General features: G+C 70.3%; 17 protein-coding genes and 1 pseudogene. 8 read left to right on the top strand and 10 right to left on the bottom strand.

Going from position 1 to position 20150, the window contains the following annotated elements; genetic code table 11:
* Positions 1 to 65 precede the first annotated feature (65 nt).
* Positions 66 to 671, top strand: a complete 606-nt coding sequence (locus ABH928_RS27660) for a TetR/AcrR family transcriptional regulator (RefSeq protein WP_370071290.1) — start codon at positions 66 to 68, stop codon at positions 669 to 671.
* Positions 672 to 944: 273 nt separating this feature from the next.
* Positions 945 to 1406 carry a hypothetical protein gene (locus ABH928_RS27655; protein WP_370071288.1) on the top strand — a complete coding sequence of 154 codons (462 nt, stop codon included), beginning with the start codon at positions 945 to 947 and terminating at the stop codon, positions 1404 to 1406.
* Positions 1407 to 1434: 28 nt separating this feature from the next.
* Here the strand turns inward: ABH928_RS27655 and ABH928_RS27650 are convergent, their stop codons facing one another.
* Entirely contained in the window at positions 1435 to 2397 is a 963-nt protein-coding gene (locus tag ABH928_RS27650; protein ID WP_370071286.1) for a DUF389 domain-containing protein, read from the bottom strand.
* A gap of 221 nt (positions 2398 to 2618) precedes the next feature.
* Here ABH928_RS27650 and ABH928_RS27645 point away from each other — a divergent pair, with 221 nt between their 5' ends.
* Positions 2619 to 3524: a cyclase family protein gene (locus ABH928_RS27645; protein WP_370071401.1), complete on the top strand. Its 906-nt coding sequence runs from the start codon at positions 2619 to 2621 to the stop codon at positions 3522 to 3524.
* A gap of 137 nt (positions 3525 to 3661) precedes the next feature.
* Positions 3662 to 5242, top strand: coding sequence for a GMC oxidoreductase (locus tag ABH928_RS27640; RefSeq protein ID WP_370071284.1), 1581 nt, complete (start codon positions 3662 to 3664; stop codon positions 5240 to 5242).
* 39 nt (positions 5243 to 5281) lie between these two features.
* Here the strand turns inward: ABH928_RS27640 and ABH928_RS27635 are convergent, their stop codons facing one another.
* The 6 genes from ABH928_RS27635 to ABH928_RS27610 all read right to left on the bottom strand — a co-directional run bounded on the left by ABH928_RS27635 (position 5282) and on the right by ABH928_RS27610 (position 13014).
* The gene (locus ABH928_RS27635; protein WP_370071282.1) at positions 5282 to 7054 is read right to left on the bottom strand and encodes a cation:proton antiporter; all 1773 of its coding nucleotides are present in this window, start codon (positions 7052 to 7054) and stop codon (positions 5282 to 5284) included.
* A 54-nt stretch (positions 7055 to 7108) separates the two neighbouring features.
* On the bottom strand, positions 7109 to 8155 hold the full coding sequence (locus ABH928_RS27630) for a cytochrome d ubiquinol oxidase subunit II (RefSeq protein WP_370071280.1): 1047 nt from the start codon (positions 8153 to 8155) through the stop codon (positions 7109 to 7111).
* Positions 8152 to 9663 (bottom strand): cytochrome ubiquinol oxidase subunit I, encoded by a 1512-nt coding sequence (locus ABH928_RS27625; RefSeq protein ID WP_370071278.1) that lies wholly within the window; start codon positions 9661 to 9663, stop codon positions 8152 to 8154. Before ABH928_RS27625 ends, ABH928_RS27630 begins: the two co-directional genes overlap by 4 nt.
* A complete protein-coding gene (locus tag ABH928_RS27620) occupies positions 9660 to 11033 on the bottom strand; it encodes an NAD(P)/FAD-dependent oxidoreductase (protein ID WP_370071276.1) in 1374 nt (457 codons plus the stop codon). Before ABH928_RS27620 ends, ABH928_RS27625 begins: the two co-directional genes overlap by 4 nt.
* Positions 11034 to 11039: 6 nt before the next feature.
* Positions 11040 to 11846 carry an SDR family oxidoreductase gene (locus tag ABH928_RS27615; protein WP_370071400.1) on the bottom strand — a complete coding sequence of 269 codons (807 nt, stop codon included), beginning with the start codon at positions 11844 to 11846 and terminating at the stop codon, positions 11040 to 11042.
* 211 nt (positions 11847 to 12057) lie between these two features.
* A complete protein-coding gene (locus ABH928_RS27610; RefSeq protein ID WP_370071274.1) occupies positions 12058 to 13014 on the bottom strand; it encodes a 2-hydroxyacid dehydrogenase in 957 nt (318 codons plus the stop codon).
* A 200-nt stretch (positions 13015 to 13214) separates the two neighbouring features.
* Between ABH928_RS27610 and ABH928_RS27605 the strand changes: the two genes are divergently transcribed.
* Both ABH928_RS27605 and ABH928_RS27600 read left to right on the top strand, forming a co-directional pair.
* Positions 13215 to 13775: a gluconokinase gene (locus ABH928_RS27605; RefSeq protein WP_370071272.1), complete on the top strand. Its 561-nt coding sequence runs from the start codon at positions 13215 to 13217 to the stop codon at positions 13773 to 13775.
* A gap of 67 nt (positions 13776 to 13842) precedes the next feature.
* Positions 13843 to 14097 carry a hypothetical protein gene (locus tag ABH928_RS27600; protein ID WP_370071270.1) on the top strand — a complete coding sequence of 85 codons (255 nt, stop codon included), beginning with the start codon at positions 13843 to 13845 and terminating at the stop codon, positions 14095 to 14097.
* Positions 14098 to 14142: 45 nt separating this feature from the next.
* On the opposite strand, the gene ABH928_RS27595 is transcribed toward ABH928_RS27600, so the two are convergent.
* From ABH928_RS27595 to ABH928_RS27585, 3 genes are all read right to left on the bottom strand, one after another.
* Positions 14143 to 14649 carry a hypothetical protein gene (locus ABH928_RS27595; protein WP_370071268.1) on the bottom strand — a complete coding sequence of 169 codons (507 nt, stop codon included), beginning with the start codon at positions 14647 to 14649 and terminating at the stop codon, positions 14143 to 14145.
* A 67-nt stretch (positions 14650 to 14716) separates the two neighbouring features.
* Entirely contained in the window at positions 14717 to 15655 is a 939-nt protein-coding gene (locus ABH928_RS27590) for an aldose 1-epimerase family protein (RefSeq protein WP_370071266.1), read from the bottom strand.
* Positions 15656 to 15807: 152 nt separating this feature from the next.
* Positions 15808 to 17214 (bottom strand): chloride channel protein, encoded by a 1407-nt coding sequence (locus ABH928_RS27585; RefSeq protein WP_370071264.1) that lies wholly within the window; start codon positions 17212 to 17214, stop codon positions 15808 to 15810.
* Between the two features lie 387 nt (positions 17215 to 17601).
* On the opposite strand from ABH928_RS27585, the gene ABH928_RS27580 reads away from it, so the two are divergent.
* Complete coding sequence (locus tag ABH928_RS27580) at positions 17602 to 19437, top strand: glycoside hydrolase family 15 protein (RefSeq protein WP_370071262.1); 1836 nt, start codon at positions 17602 to 17604, stop codon at positions 19435 to 19437.
* Between the two features lie 106 nt (positions 19438 to 19543).
* Positions 19544 to 20150: pseudogene (locus ABH928_RS27575) on the top strand (cbb3-type cytochrome c oxidase subunit I); the annotation flags it as partial.

The raw sequence follows: 20150 nt of genomic DNA, 5'->3' as shown, positions 1-20150 counted from the left end.
TTACCTGTGGTAATCATTCTCCGGGCTCACGACCGACACCCTGCGTCGGCCCGTATCCTCGGACCATGGTCGGCACACAGGCACTGGGGGTCGAGCGGGGGCCGGGGCGTCCGCGGGAGGCACGTGTCACCAGCGCGGCCATGAAGGCCGTGATCGAGCTGATAACCGAGCAGGGTGTCGCGGCCGTCACCATGGACGCGGTGGCCGCGCGAGCCGGGGTGAGCAAGCCCGCGATCTATCGTCGCTGGCCGTCCAAGCAGGCCCTGATCGTCGCGGCTGCCGAGAGCCGCATCGGGCCGCTCTCGGTGCCGGACCAGGGAGATCTCCGGGCGGAGCTGCGCGAAGTGTTCACCGCGCGATTGGCGTCCTACCGGCTGCCGGGAACCGACCGACTGCTGACCGAGTTGATCGGCGCGGCCAGAAGGGGCAGCCTCGACCGGGAGGCGTACACCGCGTACGAAGACCGCGTGACGAGTGAGACCCGGATCATTCTCGAGCGCGGACTGGTCCGTGGTGAAGTGAGGTCGGACGTCGACATCCGGTCTGCGGCCACGCTCGTGGCGGCGCCGCTGGTCTACCGGCTGCTGGCGGAACGCGAGCTGCCCGACGGACGTTTCGTGGACGACCTGGTCGAGCTCATCGTCCGTGCGGTCGCACCCTCGGACCCGTAGGAGGCGCCGCCGGGCCCCATGAGGCGCTGACGCGCGACACTGCTCGGCAGGCGCAGGTCGGCCGATCGGCACACCATGGAATGGCCACGTTCTGCAGCCCCTCACTCGAGAAGCCTCGGCCATCCGGACCCCGTTGCCTTCTCCGGGAGGAGAAGGGAGGCGGTGGCCACGCCATCATTCGAGCCGCAGCCACCGGGGCCCGGGCTCGGTACGCGGAATCCACTGAGGCGCCGCAGTGACTTCCTCCGGGGCTGGTTGCGGGCGCTCTTGGTCGTGAGCCTGGCCGTCACCGCCGCCCTGTGCGTCCTGCTGGGCCTCCACTTCTACGCCGCCGACCGCGCTTCCGTGGTCCGGCACGCCGAGCGACTGCATCGGGTCACCGCGGAAGCCGTGGCACAACCCTTGCCCGGCGGCGCCGGAGCGAGGATCGCGACGCTCGACTGGACTGACGCTTCCGGCAAGCACATCGTGCAGGACCCGGTTCCGGCCACGACGAGGCCGGGCGACCACGTGGTCCTCTGGGTCGACCGGAACGACGTCCCGCAGGCGGCCCCGCCTGGGGCAGCCCAGAGCGCGGGAACCGCCGTGGCGTACGCGATGGCGGCGTTCGCCGGGTGCGCCACGCTCCTGGTCGGCGGACACGCCTGGGCCGGGCAGGCACTGAACCGGCGAGTGGAGCGGTCCTGGGAGGACGAGTGGGCTCAGGTCGAGCCGGAGTGGAACCACCGGAGCTGAGCCGACAGGAAGCAGCCGCGGCGGCCCCTCACGCCGCCCCGTGATCGCGCAGGCCCGCGTCGCGTCGGCCGACCCGGCGCCAGATGGCTCGCTGGACCTTGAGCGTGAGTGTGCCGACCGCGATCAACACCACGATGTTGACAAGTAGTTGGACCAACGATCCGCGAGCCTCGCTCCAGCTGCCGAATGCCGTCGAGACGCCGATGTCCGCGGCCGCCGGGATGGTGGTGACGGAGATGAAGACTCCGAGCAGCGCACTCGTCCTGGCTTCCGTCAGCGAGACGACGCCCACGATTCCGGCCAGCGCCGCGACCGCGAACGAGAAGAAGTCGGGCGTGTCGATCAAATGGGAGACGGGGCGTAGTCCGACGCTGAACGCCTTCGACTGGAACCCGCATCCGCGGATCAGCAGGCTGAACAGGAACGTGGCGACGATGGCCAGCAGGAAGCCGACGAGCAGCGCGGCCAGGCCTTGGCGGATCCTGGGCCGCGAGCGCTGGTCGATGCCGAGCGCGATGCTCACGATGGCCCCGTACTCGGGCCCGACGACCATCGCGGCGACGATGAGGATCTGGGAGTTGGTGACGATCCCCACAGCTCCGAGCAGGCCCGCGACGACCAGGTAGAGGTAGAAGCTCGGCGCGTACGTCCCCTCCGCGCGGATGCGGGCCTCGACCTGTTCCCAGACCGGCGCGTTGCCGAGCGCGCCGAGTCTGCCGGCTCTGATCTCGTCGGCCCGATCGGAGAAGGCCATGTCCACCGGCTCGATGACGATCGAGCCGCGCCGGTCCAAGCGCAGGACACGCAGGCGGCGCAGGACCTCGTTCGCCCCTCCGGTCAGCACGTCGCACACGATCTGGTCGCCGTCCGGGTTTCGCGCGGCTTCCCTCTGGACGACCAGGTTGAGCACGCTCGGCTCACTGCCGAGGATCTCGAGCGCCCGCTCAGTGAGATCCGCGGGGCTGACAAGGCGGACATGGATCATGTCCATGCAGAACCTCCGCGTTCCGTCGTCGCACTCTCCGCACCCTGCGGTCACCTCCAGTAACAGCGCGGCCGCGGAAATCGGCAATCCAAGCTCCGCCGCAGGCCAGGCGGGACCGCCGCTCCTGTCCGATATTGGATCGTGCCGGCAGTACGACCGGGAACTGACGGGAAACGGACCAGTCCATGGACACCCACACGCAGCCAGGGCCCTCGGGCGCAGGGCGGATGAGCCCGGACGACTTCCGGGCACTGTACGAGCGTCTGAGCGGGCAGTCCTCCGGCGGTGCTCGTGGCGCCCTGGACATCATCACGCCGGAGCGGGTTCGGGCAGCGGCCGCCGAGGTCCGCACCGGCCGGACCGTGACCCTGGCCGCGCCGGTGGAGACCGACCCCGGACCCGACAATCCGCAGCCCGCCGGTCATCGGTTCACCAGTCCGCCCGAAGACCAGGCAGCACCCGTCGGGCTGCACTTCGCGACAGACCACTTCAGCATGAACGTGCACGGCGACGCCGACAGCCACCTGGACGCGCTCTGCCATGTGGTCTACGACGGCACCCTGTACGGCGGTGTCCCCGCGGACACCCTGAAGCCGACCGGAGCCACCGCCCTCTCCGTCGAGATCGCCCACGACGGGATCGTCGGGCGCGGCGTGCTGCTCGACATCCCACGGCTGCGTGGCGTGCCCTGGCTCGAACCGGGCGACCATGTGACGTACGGCGACCTCGTCGCCGCAGAGACGGCCCAGCGGGTCAGGGTCGGCGAGGGCGACCTGCTCTTCGTCCGCGTCGGCCACCGACGCCGGCGCACTGAATCCGGACCCTGGGACTCGGCAACCGCCCGCGCCGGGCTCCACCCCACCGCCATGGAGTTCCTGGCGGAGCGTCGCGTGGCGGTGCTGGGCAGTGACAGCAACAACGACACGGCCCGCAGTTCGACGGACGGCGTCGACTTCCCCGTGCACGTCCTCGGGATCCATGCTCTCGGGGTCCACCTCCTCGACTACCTCCAGTTCGAGGACCTGCTGACGGTCTGTGAGCAGGAGGACCGCTGGTCGTTCCTGTGCGTCGTCGCGCCGCTGCGCCTGCCGGGGGCCACCGGCTCCCCCGTCAATCCGATCGCGATTCTCTGAGGAGCCGGTGCGTTCGAGTGAACGAACGCCCCGCCCCGATGCCCGACTCGCCCAGGGGAGCAGCGCCCGATAGCTTGCGATTTGACATGGATTGGCCGCGCCGCGGCGAGGCCGACGACCTGAGGACGGAGGCCAGCATGGCCGACGATCAGCACTACGACGTCATCGTCATCGGAACCGGCGCGGGCGGAGGCACCCTCGCCCACCGGCTCGCCGGCTCGGGCAAGCGGGTCCTGATCCTGGAACGCGGCGGCTACCTGCCGCGGGAACGTGACAACTGGGAGTCCACGGCCGTCTTCGTCAAGGGCAAGTACCTCGCCCCTGAGGCCTGGTACGACAAACACGGCAACGAGTTCCAGCCCGAGGTCAACTACTACGTCGGCGGCAACACCAAGTTCTACGGCGCCGCCCTGTTCCGACTGCGTCCCGAGGACTTCGGCGAACTGCGGCACCACGGCGGCATCTCACCCGCCTGGCCCATCGACTACCAGGATCTGGAGCCGTACTACACCCAGGCCGAGCACCTCTACCTGGTGCACGGCCGGCACGGCGAGGACCCCGGCGAGGGCCCGGTCAGCGCGCAGTACGCCTATCCGCCGGTGGAGCACGAGCCGCGGATCCAGCAGCTCAGTGATGATCTGGAGAAGCAGGGGCTGCACCCGTTCCACCTGCCGATCGGGGTCAACCTCACCCAGGACCAGCAGGGCCGGGCCACCCATGAGAGTGTCTGCATCCGCTGCAACCGGGTGGACGGCTTTCCCTGCCTGGTACGCGGCAAGGCCGACTCGCAGGTCATCTGTGTCGAGCCGGCCCTGGAGCACGACAACGTGCGGATGGTCACCGGCGCCAACGTGCAGCGTCTGGAGACCGACGCGACCGGACGGGTCGTCACCAAGGTGGTCACCGTGCTCGACGACGGATCCACGGCCGACTTCAGCGCCGACATCGTCGTGGTCGCCTGCGGGGCCGTGAACTCCGCCGCGCTGCTGCTTCGGTCGGCGAACGACCGGCACCCGCGCGGCCTGGCCAACAGCTCGGACGTGGTGGGCCGCCACTACATGCGGCACAACAACCTCGCCCTGATGGCGGTCTCGAAGGAGCCGAACGACACCGAGTTCCAGAAGACCCTCGCGATGAACGACTGGTACCTCGGGGCGGACGACTGGGACTACCCACTCGGCGGCATCCAGATGCTGGGCAAGTCCGACGCCGACCAGATCCGCGGTGAGGCCCCGCGCTGGGCCGGCAAGGCCTCCCCGGACATGCCGTTCGACGTGCTGGCGCACCACGCGGTGGACTTCTGGCTGTGCGGTGAGGACCTACCCCAGCCGGACAACCGGGTCACCCTGGACGGCGAGGGGAGCATCCACCTGGCCCTGGACGAGAAGAACAACATCGAGGGGCTCAAGCACCTGCAGCGCAAGCTGCAGGGCATGCTGGGGCATCTGGGCATGCATCCGCACCACCTCATGCCGCACAGCCTCTACCTGCACAAGGGGATGCCCATCGGCGCCACCGCACACCAGGCGGGCACCGTCCGCTTCGGCGACGACCCGAGCAGTTCGGCCCTCGACGTCAACTGCAAGGCCCACGACCTCGACAACCTCTACGTCGTGGACACGAGCTTCTTCCCGAGCATCGGCGCGGTGAACCCGTCGCTGACCGCCATCGCCAACGCCATGCGCGTCGGTGACCACATCACCGACCGCCTGCGCTGACGACGGCTCAGCCCCGGCTCCCGCCTCCGCGCCTGCCGCCTACCCGGGCGGGGACGCGGAGGCGGGGCTGAGAAGGACGGCGATGTCTCCGGCCTGCGGCGTCGCCTGCCGGCTCTGAGTGACCGGCGTGAGCCGCCCGTCCGGGTGCACCAGGAACAGCGCGTCGTGCCCGGCAGGGATGCCGCCACCGTCGACCCGGTGCGTCACGATCCGGGCGCCGGTCTCATATCTGCGGGCCAGCTCCGGTCGGGTGAGCCCTGCTCCGAAGAGCGGCTCCCCGCCGGTGAACGGGGCGACCACGCCGTGACTGCGCGTGGGGGGCCCGAGGCGCTGGACCGGACCCTCGACGCTGCCCCGCAGGGTCACCGCGGCCAGTGCGTTGAAGTCGTCCTCCTCGGTGAGCAGCAGGACTCCGGTGATCCCTTCCAGCTCCGCGCCCTCGCCGGTGGCCGCCGCGAACAGTTCGCCCTGAGCCAGCTCCAGCCCGGCCTCGCTGATCTGCTCGCGCTGGCGGTCGCTGCCGGCCCACATCAGGACGTCCAGGCCGGCCGAACGCAGCGCCAGCCCCAGATCGACCGCCCACGGCTCCCCGCCGACCAGCAGTGGACGCGAGCGCGCCGGTCGCAGCACGTCGAGGCGCCTGGCCACGGGGAAGGCCGTCAGGCCGTAGAGCGTGACCGTGGCGACGATCACCAGAAAGGTCACCGGGAGGATCTTCTCGGCGCCACCGACGCCCTTGGTGACCAGCGTGGCCGAGAAGGTCGACGCTGTGGCCGCGGCGACGATGCCGCGCGGCGCCATCCAGCCGATGAACGCGCGCTCCCCGCGCGGGACATCGCTTCGGGCGGTGGAGAGGGCCGCGACAAGCGGCCGGACCACCAGGACCAGCGCGGCGACGAGGCCGAGCGTGGGCAGCAGCAGATGCCGCAGGGACGCGGGGGTGACCGTGGCGGAGATGGAGATGAACAGCAGCCCGATGATCAGCGACACCAGGGTCTCGAAGAACGGCCGCCGGGCCGGCAGGTCCAGGCCGGGAAGGTTGGCGAGCGCCATCCCCATCACGACCGCGGCGATCAGCCCGGTGTCGTCACGGATGGCGTCGCAGGCCGCCGCAACGCCCACCGCGGCGGCGAGTTGCACCGTCGTCCCGAGGACCTCACCGAGCCTCAGACTGCGCAAGAGCACCCAGAGCAGGGCGGCTCCCACCGCGCCCCCGAGCAGGCCGACCGCCGCACTCGCCGCGAACTGCGCCACCTGGGCGCCCAGACCCTTGTGGGTGCTGGAGATGACGCCGTGGAAGACAAGCGCGCCCAGGATGCCGCCGACCGGGTCGATCAGCGAGCCCTCCCAGACCAGGATGCGCTGCAGCCGCTCGGTCGGACGCACGAAGTTGAGCAGCGGCCCCACGACCGTCGGTCCCGAAACGACGAGGATCGCTCCCAGCATCACGGCCGAACCGGATGAGATGCCCAGGAGCGGGGCGGCGAGGGCTGCGGCGGACGCCCAGGTGACCAGTGTGCCGATCCAGATCAGCCGGACCACGACACGGCGCTTGTGTCCTTGGAGTCTGCGCAGGTCCAGTTCGAGTCCGGCATCGTAGAGGATCACTGCCACAGCCAGCGACACCATCGGGGAGAAGGCCGGGCCCAACAGGCGGTCGGGGTTGACGTCGCTGGTCAGTGCGCCGGCGGTGAATCCGACCGGCAGCAGGACGATGAGCGCGGGGATGCGCAACCGGCTCGCCAGCAGTTGGGAGCCGACGGCGAGCACGACGATCAGGCCGAGGCCCACCAGAATCTGATTTGTCGTCAACACATGCCTCCGGATGCCCGACGCTTCGTCATGCGCCCCTCCGCAACCGCCGTATCAGGTGGACGGGGTGTCGGGGTGGGTGGAGCCGCCCTCGACGTCCGCTTCGGTCTGCGCTTCGAGCAGGCCGCGGGTGTCGAGGCGGTAGAGCAGGAACAGCGGAGGCCCGACGAGCACGATCGCGATCAGGAATACCAGGATGAGCCACTGCAGTGGTCTGGTCGCGCCGGCGGCCTGCTGCACGGTGAGGGAGGTCGGCACCAGGTAGGGGCGCTGCGCGGTGCCCCAGGCGAAGATGACCAGGGCCACGGCGGCGACGGAGGTGAACCGGGCCCAACCCGCTTTCCCGACGACCAGCCCTGCGGTGGCCAGGGCGGCCACCAGCGACAGGAGCACCAGGAGGAGTCCGAGTCCGTGGGTGAGCCCGTGGTAGACGTAGGAGCTGTGCCTATGGGTGGTGCCGAGGCCGATCAGGGCCAGGACGCCCACGACGACCAGGGCGCACCAGGACCGCAGCCGGAAGTACTTCTCCAGGTCAGGTGCGTCGAAGCGGCGGGCGTCCGCGGTGAGGAACACCGCACCCAGGAAGGCGGTGGCCGCGACCGCGAGCAGGCCGGCGATGACGGAGCTGGAGTTGGCCCACACCTCGGCCGAGGCCGTGACGCCCGGAGCTGCCCGACCGGATGCCACTCCGCCGATCGCGGCTCCCAGGAAGAACGGCGTCACCAGGGAGGAGACCGCGAAGACGGCACCGTAGAGCCGGCGTCGGGCCAACCGCGTGGTGGGCTTGCGCAGGGCGAATCCCGCGCCGCGCAGCACCAGCCCGACGGCGGCCAGGGCCAGCGGCAGCCACATCGCGCTGAAGACGGCCTCGAAGAAGACCGGGAAGCCGGTCCACATGAGGATGAACACGAAGATCAGCCAGACGTTGTTGACCTCCCAGACCGGTTCCATCGCGTGGTCGATCAGCCAGCGTGGACGCTCTCCGCGCTGGGTGCCGCCGGCGACCAGGTCCCAGAACCCCGCACCGTAGTCGACTCCTCCGCCGCAGGCGTAGGCGGCGACCGCCACGAGCAGGATCCACGCCACGACGCCGGCGGTCATTGGGTGCCTCCCCTCGTCGGCCCGGTCCCGGGGTCGGGCGGCAACGCGGAGGACCCGGAGGCACCGGAGGACCCCGGGGCGACGGCTGCCGGTTCCGGCCGGGGTCCGTAGGGCGTGTCGGTCTCGGGGCCTTCGTCCGTTCGGCGGGCCAGGCCCAGGTCGGCGCGGCGCCAGCGTCGGCTCATCATCCGGAGCACTCCCACGAAGGCGCCGCCCAGGAGCAGGTAGACCACGACGATGATGGCGAACGTGGTCCACAGCGAGCTCGCCTTGGTGGGTGTGACCGCGTCGGAGACCCGCATGTACTGGTAGACGATCCAGGGTTGGCGGCCCACCTCGGTGGTGATCCAGCCGCATTCCACGGTGATCCAGCTGGCCACGCCGGCCAGGGCGGCGCAGCGGAAGAACCACCGGGTCCTGGGCAGGTCCCGGCGCCGCCACCAGTACACGGCATACCACAGGGCGAGTGGGATCAGCACGCTGCCGATCAGGGCCATGATGTCGAAGGTGAAGTGCACCAGGGTGGCTTCCGCCGTGGTGGGCCGGTCGTCGGCCGGGACCGAGGTCAGGCCCGTGACCTGTGTCTTCGCGCTGAATCCGGCGAGGAAGGAGTCCAGGTCGGGGATCTTCAGGCCGCCTTTGACGCTGCCGTCGGACTGCAGTCGGCCGAAGAGGTACTCGGGGACGTGGGTGCCGGTGTTCCAGACGATCTCGGCTGCGGCGAACTTCTCGGGCTGCTTGTGGTAGATCTGCCGGGCGATGTTGTCGCCGAGGAAGAACTGCACCGGGGTGAGGATGGCGGCGAGGGTGAACGGGACGCAGAAGCCGAGCTTGTGGTAGCGGTCGCGGCGTCCGCGCAGCCAGCCCACCGCGTAGACGCCGGCCACGACATACCCCGCCGTCAGGAACATGGCGGCCACGAAGTGCCAGTACTCGGGGCCGAACATCGGCGTGAAGATCGCCTGCTGGACGGTCACGTTCACGGGCTTGCCGCTGGAGTCCAGGGTGAAGCCCTGGGGGGTGTTCATCCAGGAGTTGGCGCCGATGATGCCGAAGGCGCCCATCAGCGCGGTGAACGGCAGCGGCGCGGCGAGCCAGAAGTGCGTCCACGGCTTGAGCCGGCGCCAGCCGTAGAGGTAGATCGCGATGAGCACCGCCTCCAGGAAGAACGCCCACGCCTCGACCCCGAAGCCCAGGCCGAAGACGTCTCCCCAGGTGCCCATCATCTTCGGCCACAGCAGGCCGAACTCGAACGTCAGGACGGTGCCGGTCACGATGCCGACGGCGAACTGGACCGCCATCACGGCCGACCAGCGGCGCGCAAGCAGTAGCGCGACCGGGTCGTTCTTGCGCAGCGCCCGGTGGTGCATGACCAGGGTGATGAACGGCAGTGCCACGCCGAAGGGCACCAGGAGGATGTGGTAGCCCAGGGTGAAGGCCATCATCTGGCGGGCGGGCGCCTCTTGCGCGGGGCCGCCGCTGGCCAGCAGGGCCGTGAGGGTGTTCATGCGGGCCTCGGTGGATCGTGCCGGGTGATCGTCCGATCAGCCGGGGAACCGGACAGGGACGGCGCGTCCGCCATCGCGCCCCGCGATCGGGATGAGGTGAAAGCCCGTTCACGCCGGGAACCGGAGGCGAAGACCACCGCCCAGCTGATCAGTGCCCCGAACCGGCTGCGGAAGCCGGTGAGGAAGACGATGTGGATGAACAGCCAGATCAGCCAGCCCGGCAACCCCGACGCGTGGAACCGGCCCATCTTCACCACCGCCCGGCCACGGGAGATGTAGGCCGCGCTGCCCAGGTCCAGATAGCGGAACGGGCGCGGCTTGCCGGTCCGGCCCTCGAGGGTGTGCCGGATCCGGCGGCCCGCGTAGGCGCCGCTCTGCATCGCGACCTCGGCCAGACCCGGCAGCTTGTTCAGGCTCATGAGATCGCCGACTACCCGGATCTCGGGGTGGCCGGCAATGGTGAGGTCCGGTTCGACCATGATCCGCCCCGCCCGGTCCCGCTCGGCTCCGGTCGCCCGGGCCAGCGCCGCAGCCAGGGGCGGGGCTTCGACCCCGGCGGTCCACAGGACGGTGCGGGCCTCGAAGCGTTCCGTGCCGCCGTCGTGCCGGCGGACCGTCAACCCCCGCTCGTCCACCTCGGTGGCGATCGCACCCAGGCGAATCTCGACGCCGAGGTTGCGCAGCGTCCGGGCCGCGCGGCGGGCCAGGACCGGACCGAACGCGGCCAGGACCGCGTCCGCGCCGTCGAAGAGCAGCACCCGCGCCTGGCTCGGGTCGATGCTGGTGAACTCCCGGTCCAGGGTGAGGCTCGCGATCTCCCGGATCTGCCCGGCCAGCTCGACCCCGGTGGGACCGGCCCCGACCAGCGCGAAGGTGAGACAGGCGGCACGTTCTGGCGGATCCTCGGCCGCCTCCGCCATCTCGAACGCACGATAGATCCTGCGCCGCAGACCGAGAGCGTCGTCCAGGGTCTTCATACCCGGGGCGTGCTCGGCGAACTCGTCGTGCCCGAAGTACGACTGCTGCACACCGACGCCCACGATCAGGTCGTCGTAGGGAACGGTGAGGCTGCTGCCGTCCGGGCGCACGGCGTGCACGACCCGACCGGTGACGTCCACGTCCGTGGCCGTCGCGAGCAGACAGCGCACGTTCTCGTGACGGCGCAGCACGGCGCGCAGGGGCTGCGCGATCTGACCGCTGGACAGGATCCCGGAGGCGCACTGGTAGAGCAACGGCTGGAACAGGTGGTGCGCGCAGCGGTCCACCAACGTCACCTCGACGGGTGCCCTGCGCAGGGCCCGGACGGCGAACAGTCCGGCGAAGCCACCACCGAGGATGACCACCCGGCGCGGGGTGACATGATCCTCCACCGGGCGTCAGCCTCCGGTGGCGAAGCCGGGGAAGAGGGTCATCCCGCCGTCGACGTAGATCGTCGTGCCGACGACGTAGTCCATCAGATCGGACGCGAGCACGGTCACCGCGTCGGCGATGTCCTCCGGGTCGCCGACCCGGCGGTAGGGGATCAGCTTGAGGAGCTCCTGCTCGGCCTCGGGGGTGTCCCAGGCGCTGCGGTTGATGGGGGTGCGGATGGCACCCGGCGCGACGGCGTTGACCCGGATCCCGTGCGGGCCGAGCTCCTGCGCGAGGGTCTGCATCAGCATCAGGACACCGCCCTTGGAGGCGGCGTAGTTCACATGCCCGGACCAGGGGATGATCTGGTGCACCGAGCTCATGCAGACGATCTTCCCCGCGGAACGGGACACCTCGGGCACGACGCCCCGACGCAGGAACTCCTTCGCCGCCTCCCTGGCGCACAGGAACTGGCCGGTGAGGTTCACATCCAGGACCTTGTGCCACTGCTCCACGGTCATGTCCGTCACAGCGGCGTCGCGCTGCAGGCCGGCATTGGCCACCAGCACGTCGATGGTGCCGAACTCCTCCATCATGCGCGCGAACATGCCGACGACCTGGCCCTCGTCGGACACGTCCGCCTCGTGCGCGAACGCCCGTACCCCGAAGCTCTGGATCTTGCTGACCACGTCCTCGGCTGCCTCCTTGCCGAAGACGTAGTTGACGACCACATCCGCCCCCGCGCGGCCCAGCCCGATCGCCGTCGCCAGGCCAATACCGGAGTTCGCCCCGGTCACCAGCGCCTTCTGCCCTCGCAGCAGCGGCAGCGCCATCGGCTGCGGTCCACTGTCCGCCGGTGAGGTCACTGCCGTCTCCCCTCGCTGGTGTGCCCGGGCGCCGAGAGCGACCGAGCCTGCACGCGCGACGCAACCACCCCGAGCGGCCGACTGCACGCAGGCGCACTCTTCGTTGGACCGTCGGAGGTATCGCTCGTCCGTCCAATGGACCAGCAGGCACGGCCGGGGCAGCCGTCCGGGGAACCCCTCAGCCGGGCGGCACGACGACGTTCCAGAGCTCCTCCCCCGCCAGATAACGCTGCACCTGGGCGCGGACAAGTCGCTGGGCGCGGGGCAGGAACGCGGAAGTGTTGCCACCCACATGAGGACTGATCAGGGTGCGGGGGGCATGCCACAGCGGATGCCCGGCCGGCAGCGGCTCCGGATCCGTGACGTCAAGGGCCGCGCTCAGTCGGCCCAGCCGCAGCTCCGCCAGCAGTGCGGCGGTGTCGACGACGGCCCCGCGCGCCACGTTGACCAGCAGGGCGCCGTCCCGCATCGCGGCGAGGAAGCCGGCGTCCACGAGATGGTGCGTCCCCTGGGTGAGCGGGAGAGTCAACACCACCACGTCGCACCGCGGCAGCAGCTCCGGGATTTCCGACAGAGCGTGCACCGGTCCCCGTGGTGCCATCCGGGCCGATCGGGCCACCCGCAACACATCGCACTCAAAGCCGACGAGTCGGTCCTCGACGGCCTCACCGATCGAGCCGTAGCCGAGGATGAGGACGGTTCGGTCCGCCAGCGAGGGAAAGTACCCGCCCTGCCAGGACTCGTCGTCCTGTGCCCGCACGAAACCGGGGATGCCGCGCAAGGCCGACAGGGTCAGCGTGACCGCGAGTTCCGCCGTGCTCGTGTCGTGCACGCCCCTGGCATTGCACAGCACGACACCCGGGGGCACGAATGCCCGGAGATCCTCCACACCGGCCGACAGGCTCTGCAGGACCCGCAACCGGGGCATGCGCCCGAACAACGGCACGGACTCAGCGGCGAGGCCGTACGGGATGACAAAGAACTCCACCTCGTCGAGCACGCTCTGCGTCGGCGGTTCGCCGCGGCCGTCCCACTGCGCCACGGACGGCTCGGGGAGGGGACCGATCTCCACCGGCGGATACGGGAGCAGGATCCGAGCCGGAGACCGGCCCGGCGACGGGTCCGCGAGGCTCATGGAACGAATCCCAGCACCGATCGGCGACTCGGGCATCTCGACCGGCCGTGCCCGGAGGCACGACCTGGGACGGACGTCCCGGGCCCATCCGGGTCATTTCCGCGGGCAGCCACGGCGGCGCATCGCTCGCCGCGGCTGCCCACGCGCACAGGATCGCCCGTAGTGGTCGCGGGGATCACGCGAGAGCCAGGTGGGGCTTCATGGGCACATCCGGGACAGCGCCGACAGTCGTCGTGGTCATGGGCGTGTCCGCGTCGGGCAAGACCACCTTCGGACGGCTCCTGGCGCAGCGCCTGGGGGTGGCCTTCGTCGAGGGCGACGACTTTCACTCGGCGGAGAGCCTGGTCAAGATGACCGCAGGTCACGCGCTCGACGACGCGGATCGCGCGCCGTGGCTCGAGGTCCTGGCCGACTGGATCCGCGGGACTCGACGCGAGCACCGGGGTTGTGTCCTGGTCTGCTCGGCACTCAAGGTCGAGTACCGGGACCTGCTCCTCGCGGCCAGTCCCGGCGTCTGGTTCCTCCACCTCGCTCTGGACCGTGAGGTCGCCCGCGAGCGGATCTCCCGCCGTACCGGGCACTTCATGCCGCCGGAGCTGCTGGACTCCCAGTACGACGCGTTGCAACCGCTGCGCGCGGGCGAGCCCGGACTGACCATGGACGCGACCGCGGACACCGCTGCCAACCTCGACCTGGTGCAGAGCGCCGTCAACCGGTTCGAAGCCGACCGCCGGCGGGCGCCGGGACCTGGCGATCTCTGAATGAGCACCACCCCGCGCGTCCGCACACCGGCGTGCGGCAGCGGGCGTCGAGAGTTCTCATGGCCTCATGGAAGAACATCCGACCGTCACGTACACCAACGAACTGCTGTCTCTCACCGAGGATCTGGACCGCGCGGCCGCCTCGGACTTCGTCCTGCGCGTCTTCGACAGCGGCGCCGACCACGGCTCCCACGACACCCTTGCCAACGTCGCAGCCGAAGAGACCGAGAAGGACGCCCAGATCCGTCGGCTCGCCGAGCGCCTGGCGGCCCTGGGCGAGGACCCACTGGCCATCGCGAGGGTGATGGCGGAGGGCGGCTGAGACGACAACACTCCGGACGACGGAGCCAGGCCCTCGGCTCCCTCATCAAGGCTGGTCCGGGCGCCGCAGTTGGTTGCGGCCCGGCGGTTGGAGAGGCCCGGATTCCTCGGCGGCCGGGGAAGCGGTCGGGGACCGCGCGGATGTGACGAAGAAGGACAGCACCCTCATCACCCCGGCGACCACGGCGGTCAGGCCGAACCCGGCGCCCAGGAACGCCGTCGCGACGAGCAGCAGTGGGTACGCGACCGATTGGTCGGTCTTCACGCCGGTGCTGGCGATCAGCAATCCCATCGAAACGGCGCTGCAAGCCAGGCCGATCAGGTAGACCCGCTTCATGGTGATCCGGCGAGCCAGCCCCGAGCCGAGCAGCGACGCAACAATCGCCGTCGTGACCTGCGGCAGGAACATGACGCCGTACTGGGTGCTCGAAAGCCCGTACTCGCTCTTCTCGGTGAAGATGGTGCTCGCCGCAGGAAACGTGACCAGGACGATGCCCTGCACCAAGCCGGCCGCATTGACGACGGCGCTCTCAGTTCTTGAACCAGCAGCCACTCAGCCGCCACCTCCGCCTTTACGGGCCCGCCTTTATGGGCAAATCCGATACCCCGTCGGAGTCACCTCATGGCGTCGCCGAGCCCCAGGTCCCCCATGGCATGAGACCCCAGCGCAGGCTGTGCTGGTCGCCGCCTGCCAGGGTCACCAGGGCGTCGCCGCTCTGGAAGGCGTTCGCCGGGCAGGTCATCGGCTCCACGGCCAGTGACCGGCGCCGGGCAGCCTCGGGAAGCGTGTCCCCGCTGTACACCTGCACGAAGTCGGCTCCCTCGCCGAGCCGGACGTCCACGCCGCGCAGCCCGTCCGGATGGGCCAGACGGACCACCGACCCGCCCTTGGCGTCACGCTCCAGGCCGGTGAAGGCGGTGTCGAGATGCCGGCCGGCGATGTTCTGCGGGGTGCGGAAGTCGTAGGGAGTGCCCTCGACCGACTCGGTCACCGAGGGAATGCCCCGTTCGTCCGTGCGGAGCCGACGACCGGCGGGCACCGTGAGCACGATGTCGTCGACCAGCTCCGTCCCCACCGTGAGATAGGGGTGCTGGCCGGCGCCGTAGGGCGCGGCGCGCGAGCCGGCGTTGCGCGCGGTGATCGCGACGTCGAGTCCGTCAGACGTGAGTGCGTACGCAGCCGTCAGCTCGAGCAGGAACGGGTAACCCGGCTGGGGCCAGAGGGTCGCGCCCAGCGTGACGTGGTCCTCCGCTGCGTCCTGCACGTCCCAGGAGGTCCAGCGCATCAGCCCGTGGATGGCGTTGCCGTGCTCGGCCTCGGTCAGCGGCAACTGGAGCTGTTCTCCGTCCCACTGGTAGGCGCCTCCCCGGACGCGGTTGGGCCACGGTACGAGCAGCTGACCGCGTCCTCCGTCGATCGCTTCGTCGACGCCGAACCCGTCGACGACGGGCTGCCCGGCCACGCGGTAGTCGCGGAGGGCAGCACCCAGCTCCACGACCACGGCCGTCTGATCGCCGTGCCGGAGCCGGTGCTGGCGACCGGTCAGGAAATCGGTCACACGTGGCCTCCTCGCAATCCGTCACGGCTTCGCGCCGCGCCACCGGCGCCACCGGGCGGGCTCCCGGGCGGGCTCCCGGGCGGGCTCCCGGGCGGGCTCCCGGGCGACTCTTCTGGTCGACACTGCAGGGATCAAGACCGACACGGGTGAAGTCACCCGATCGCGCGGCCGCCCTCGCCCCCCGACGGCTCGCCACCCGCAGGTCGGGAAGCCTCCGGAGTGGCGGCTCCGGCGGCTGCCAGCGGGGTCAGCCTGAGCGTGATGACGTAGGAGACCACGACCGACACGATCACCAGGGGCATCACGGTGAGCCCCTGCGTCCCCAGCAGCAGGGTGGCCAGCAGCACGGAGACCATCGGGAACTTGAGCATGGAGGCGGACATCGCCCCCACGCCCATCGCGAGCCCGGCGGTCTCGCCGAGTCCGGGCAGGTGGGAGAGCAAGATGCCGCCGGCCGCGCCGACGAACATCGAGGGGAACACCGGACCGCCGCGGAAGGCGGACAAGGACACGCTGTACGCGAGCGCCTTGCAGACGACGAGTACCGCGAGGGCGCCCGCCGAATACTTCGCGCTGCTCTCGAGGAGGGGGCCGAGTCCGCTCTGCCCCGAGTACAGGACTCCGGAGGCCGCGTGGCCGGTCCACTCCGCGTAGACGAGGGCGATCACACCGACGACGACGCCCGCGAGCACCGTTGCCGGCAGCCGTCGCGGCTCGACCAGTTTCAGCAGGCGGAGCGCCAGCCACCGGATCCCGGCGCCGACGAAAGCCGCCGCCACCCCGATCAGCAGTGCCCAACCGAACTCGGCAGCGTCCGGTCGGGCGGCGTGAGGGACGTCCGGCAAGATCAGCGAGTAGGTGCCCAGACCGGTCCACGAGCCCAAGCCGGTGAAGATCAGCGCACCGATGCCGGAGGCGAGCAGGCCGGGCACGAGGACGACGCCGAGCATCGGTCCGCCCAGTCCGGACATCTCCATCAGCAGGAACGCCCCCAGCAGCGGCGAACCGAGCAGCGTGCTGATCGCGGCGAAGCTCCCGGAGGCTCCCACAACTGCTGTCGCCTGCTTCGGGAACGACTTCCTGGTCAGCCGGAGCGCGGCCACGGCCAGCCCACTGCCGATGGCGATGAGCGGGGCCTCCGGCCCGATGACCGCCCCGAGGCTCAGCGAGGCCACGGCGGCGAGCGCGACACCGGGGAGGTCGGCCGTCGGGGTCGGGCCCGAGGCCACGAAGCCGTGGGCCGGCTCGTGCCCACCCTTGCCGGGGAGGTACCGGATGATCGGGCCGACAAGGAGCCCGGCCACGGCCAGCAGCGGCACCGGCCACCAGTTCGGCGTGCCGTGGAAGCCCAGGGCCTTGGGCAGGTCCGTGTAGGTCAGCGACTGGAGCTCGTTGACGAGCGCGAGGAAGCCGAATGCCGCCGCCGAGATCGGGACGCCGAGGACCGCGGCGATCAGGAGCAGCATCACGTATCCGCGGCTGCGGACGAGCTTGAGCGGGTCCGGGGCGGCTGCCGGTGGACTCCCCTCGGGCTCGGCCGGAGGGCTCGGGGCAGTCACACCGACTCCCGAGGACCGGGCAGGGTCTCGGCGGAGTCGCTCATGTCGAACTCCGGCGGCCGCTGGCGATCGGACGGCACGGCCTGGCGGGGCCGGTGGCTCTCCTGGGACATCGCAGGACTCCTGACCGATCTGGCTGAGCCCACGCCGCAGTGGGGCCCGAGGACTACCGGGGCGATCAGGGCACCCGGCGCGGACTCGACTCCCGGCTGAACGGCCGCGACGGCTGCTCGGGGTGCCCCTCACGACAGATCATCACGGCCCGAACCTGATTCGGCATCCGGGCGTTCCGCGACCGCACGAATCGCGCTGAGCACGGCCACCGGAGGCGAAGGCGCGGGGCACGTCGGATAGTGGGTCGGGGGGATCCTCTCGATTGGACAGCTCATGGACCGCTACCCTCCGATCGCCGACCACGGGCTGGTGGGCGATCTCCAGACGGCAGCCCTGGTCTCCTCGCAGGGTGTCGTCGACTGGTTCGCCGCTCCGCGGTTCGACTCCCCGAGCATGTTCGCGGCCTTGCTCGACCACGACAAGGGCGGCTACTTCCGGCTCGCGCCGGATGCGCCGGACGATTCCCGCAAGCAGCTGTACTACCCGGACACGGCCGTCCTGGTGACTCGGTTCCTGTCCCCGGACGGCGTCGGAGAGGTACTCGACTGCATGGATCCCGCGGGCTCGGGGACCGCCACCGACCGGCACACCCTTATTCGGGCGATCCGCTCGGTGCGGGGCTCGGTACGGTTCACCCTGGAATGCCGTCCGCGCTTCGACTACGGCCGTTCCAGCCACGACCTGGACCTCACCCCCGACGGAGCCGTGTTCCGAGCTCCGGAGATCACCGCCCACCTGCAGACGAGCTTCCCGGTGGAACGCGACGCCAACGACGCCGTGGGCAGCGTGACCCTCCATGAGGGCGAGACCGCGGTAGTCGTCCTCACCGTCTGCAGCCCCGTCGGACCCCCACCGCCCCCCACGACCCTCGCCGAGACGGAGGAGCGGCTCTGGGGCATCGTCGACTTCTGGCAGCGCTGGGTACGCGGGTCCCGCTACCGCGGCCGCTGGCCCAACATGGTCAACCGGTCCGCCATCACCCTCAAGCTGCTCACCTACGCGCCCACCGGCGCGCCGGTCGCCGCCGCGACGATGGGCCTGCCCGAACAGGTCGGCGGGGAACGCAACTGGGACTACCGCTACACCTGGGTCCGTGACGGCTCACTGTCCATCCGGTCACTGCTCGACCTCGGGTTCACCGAGGAGGCGACCGCGTTCACCCACTGGCTTCGCAACCGGCTCCTGGCCGAACGGGAGAAGGGCAGCAAGGAAGCCCTGCAGATCATGTACCGGGTCGACGGGGAGCCCATCCTGACGGAGGAGATCCTCGAACACTTCGAGGGATACCGCGGCTCATACCCGGTCCGGGTCGGCAACGCGGCCGCGGATCAGCTCCAACTCGATATCTACGGCGAGGCGCTGTACGGCCTCTCCGAGGGTCGCACGGTCGGCATGCAGGCGGACTACAAGGGCTGGAAGACCGTCGCCGACGCGCTGGACTGGCTGGCCGACTCCTGGGACCGGCCCGATGAGGGCATCTGGGAGACCCGCGGCGGACGCAAGGACTTCACCTACAGCCGGGTGATGTGCTGGACCGCCTTCGACCGCGGACTGCGCATGGCAGCCGCGTTCAGCCGTCCCGCCGACACCGAGCGCTGGACCAAGGCCCGGGACGCCATCCTGGAACAGGTCATGACCCGCGGCTGGAGCGACACGGACAAGGCGTTCGTCCAGCACTACGACGGGACCCCCGTCCTGGACGCCTCGCTGCTGCTGATGCCCCGGGTGGGCTTCGTGGCCCCCCGCGACCCGACCTGGCTCTCCACCCTGGACGCGATGGACCGCACGCTGGTCTCCGACAGCCTCGTCTACCGCTACGACCCCGCCGCATCCCCCGACGGCCTGCGCGGCTCCGAGGGCACCTTCAGCCTGTGCACCTTCCTCTACGTGGACGCACTCGCCCGCGCAGGGCGCCTGCGCCAAGCCCGCTACACCTTCGAGAAGATGCACACCTACGCCAACCATGTCGGTCTGTTCGCCGAAGAGGTGGGCCCCAGCGGCGAGCAACTCGGCAACTTCCCGCAGGCGTTCACCCACCTGTCACTCATCACCGCGGCCACCACCCTGGACGAGGCCCTGGACCAGGCCCTGGAAGCGATGCGCGAGTGACGACCCGGGGCAGGTGTCCCCACTCGCCATGATCCGCCCGGCCGGGCGGATCGCGTGTGCCCACTCGACCCGGCCCTGGGCGCGGTCCGGGACAGGACCGACCAACCAGGCCGACCGCAAGTTCGGTGCGCACGTCTTCGACCCGGCCAACGGTGGTGCCATCCTGTGGCAACACTTGTTCTGGTTCTTCGGGCACCCAGAGGTGTACATCATCGCGCTGCCGTTCTTCGGCATCGTCTCCGAGGTGATCCCGGTCTTCTCGCGCAAGCCGATGTTCGGTTACCAGTCGCTGGTCGCGGCCACGATCGCGATCGCCGGCCTGTCCGTGACCGTGTGGGCCCACCCCCACTTCCACTACGTGGTCTTCGGCACCGTCGTCTTCGCGATGTTCGCGGGCTTCCACTCCTGGTGGCCCAAGATGACCGGCAAGATGCTCGACGAGCGCCTCGGCAAGATCTGCTTCTGGCTGCTCTTCATCGGTTTCCACACCACCTTCCTGGTGCAGCACTGGCTGGGCGCCGAGGGCATGCCGCGCCGCTACGCCACCTACCTGCCCTCCGACGGCTTCACCACCCTCAACGTGATCTCGACCATCGGCTCCTACATCCTGGGCACGTCGTGGGCGACCTCCTGCCCGCCGCCGCGGCACAACTTCCTCACGCTGCCCCGCATCCGCTCCGAGTCCCCCGCCTTCGAACTGCACCACCCGGCGA

The sequence above is a fragment of the Streptacidiphilus sp. MAP5-3 genome (assembly GCF_041262505.1).
Lineage (GTDB): Bacteria > Actinomycetota > Actinomycetes > Streptomycetales > Streptomycetaceae > Streptacidiphilus.
The sequence above is the reverse complement of the archived record's forward strand: the minus strand, read 5'-3'. Positions and strand labels throughout refer to the sequence as shown.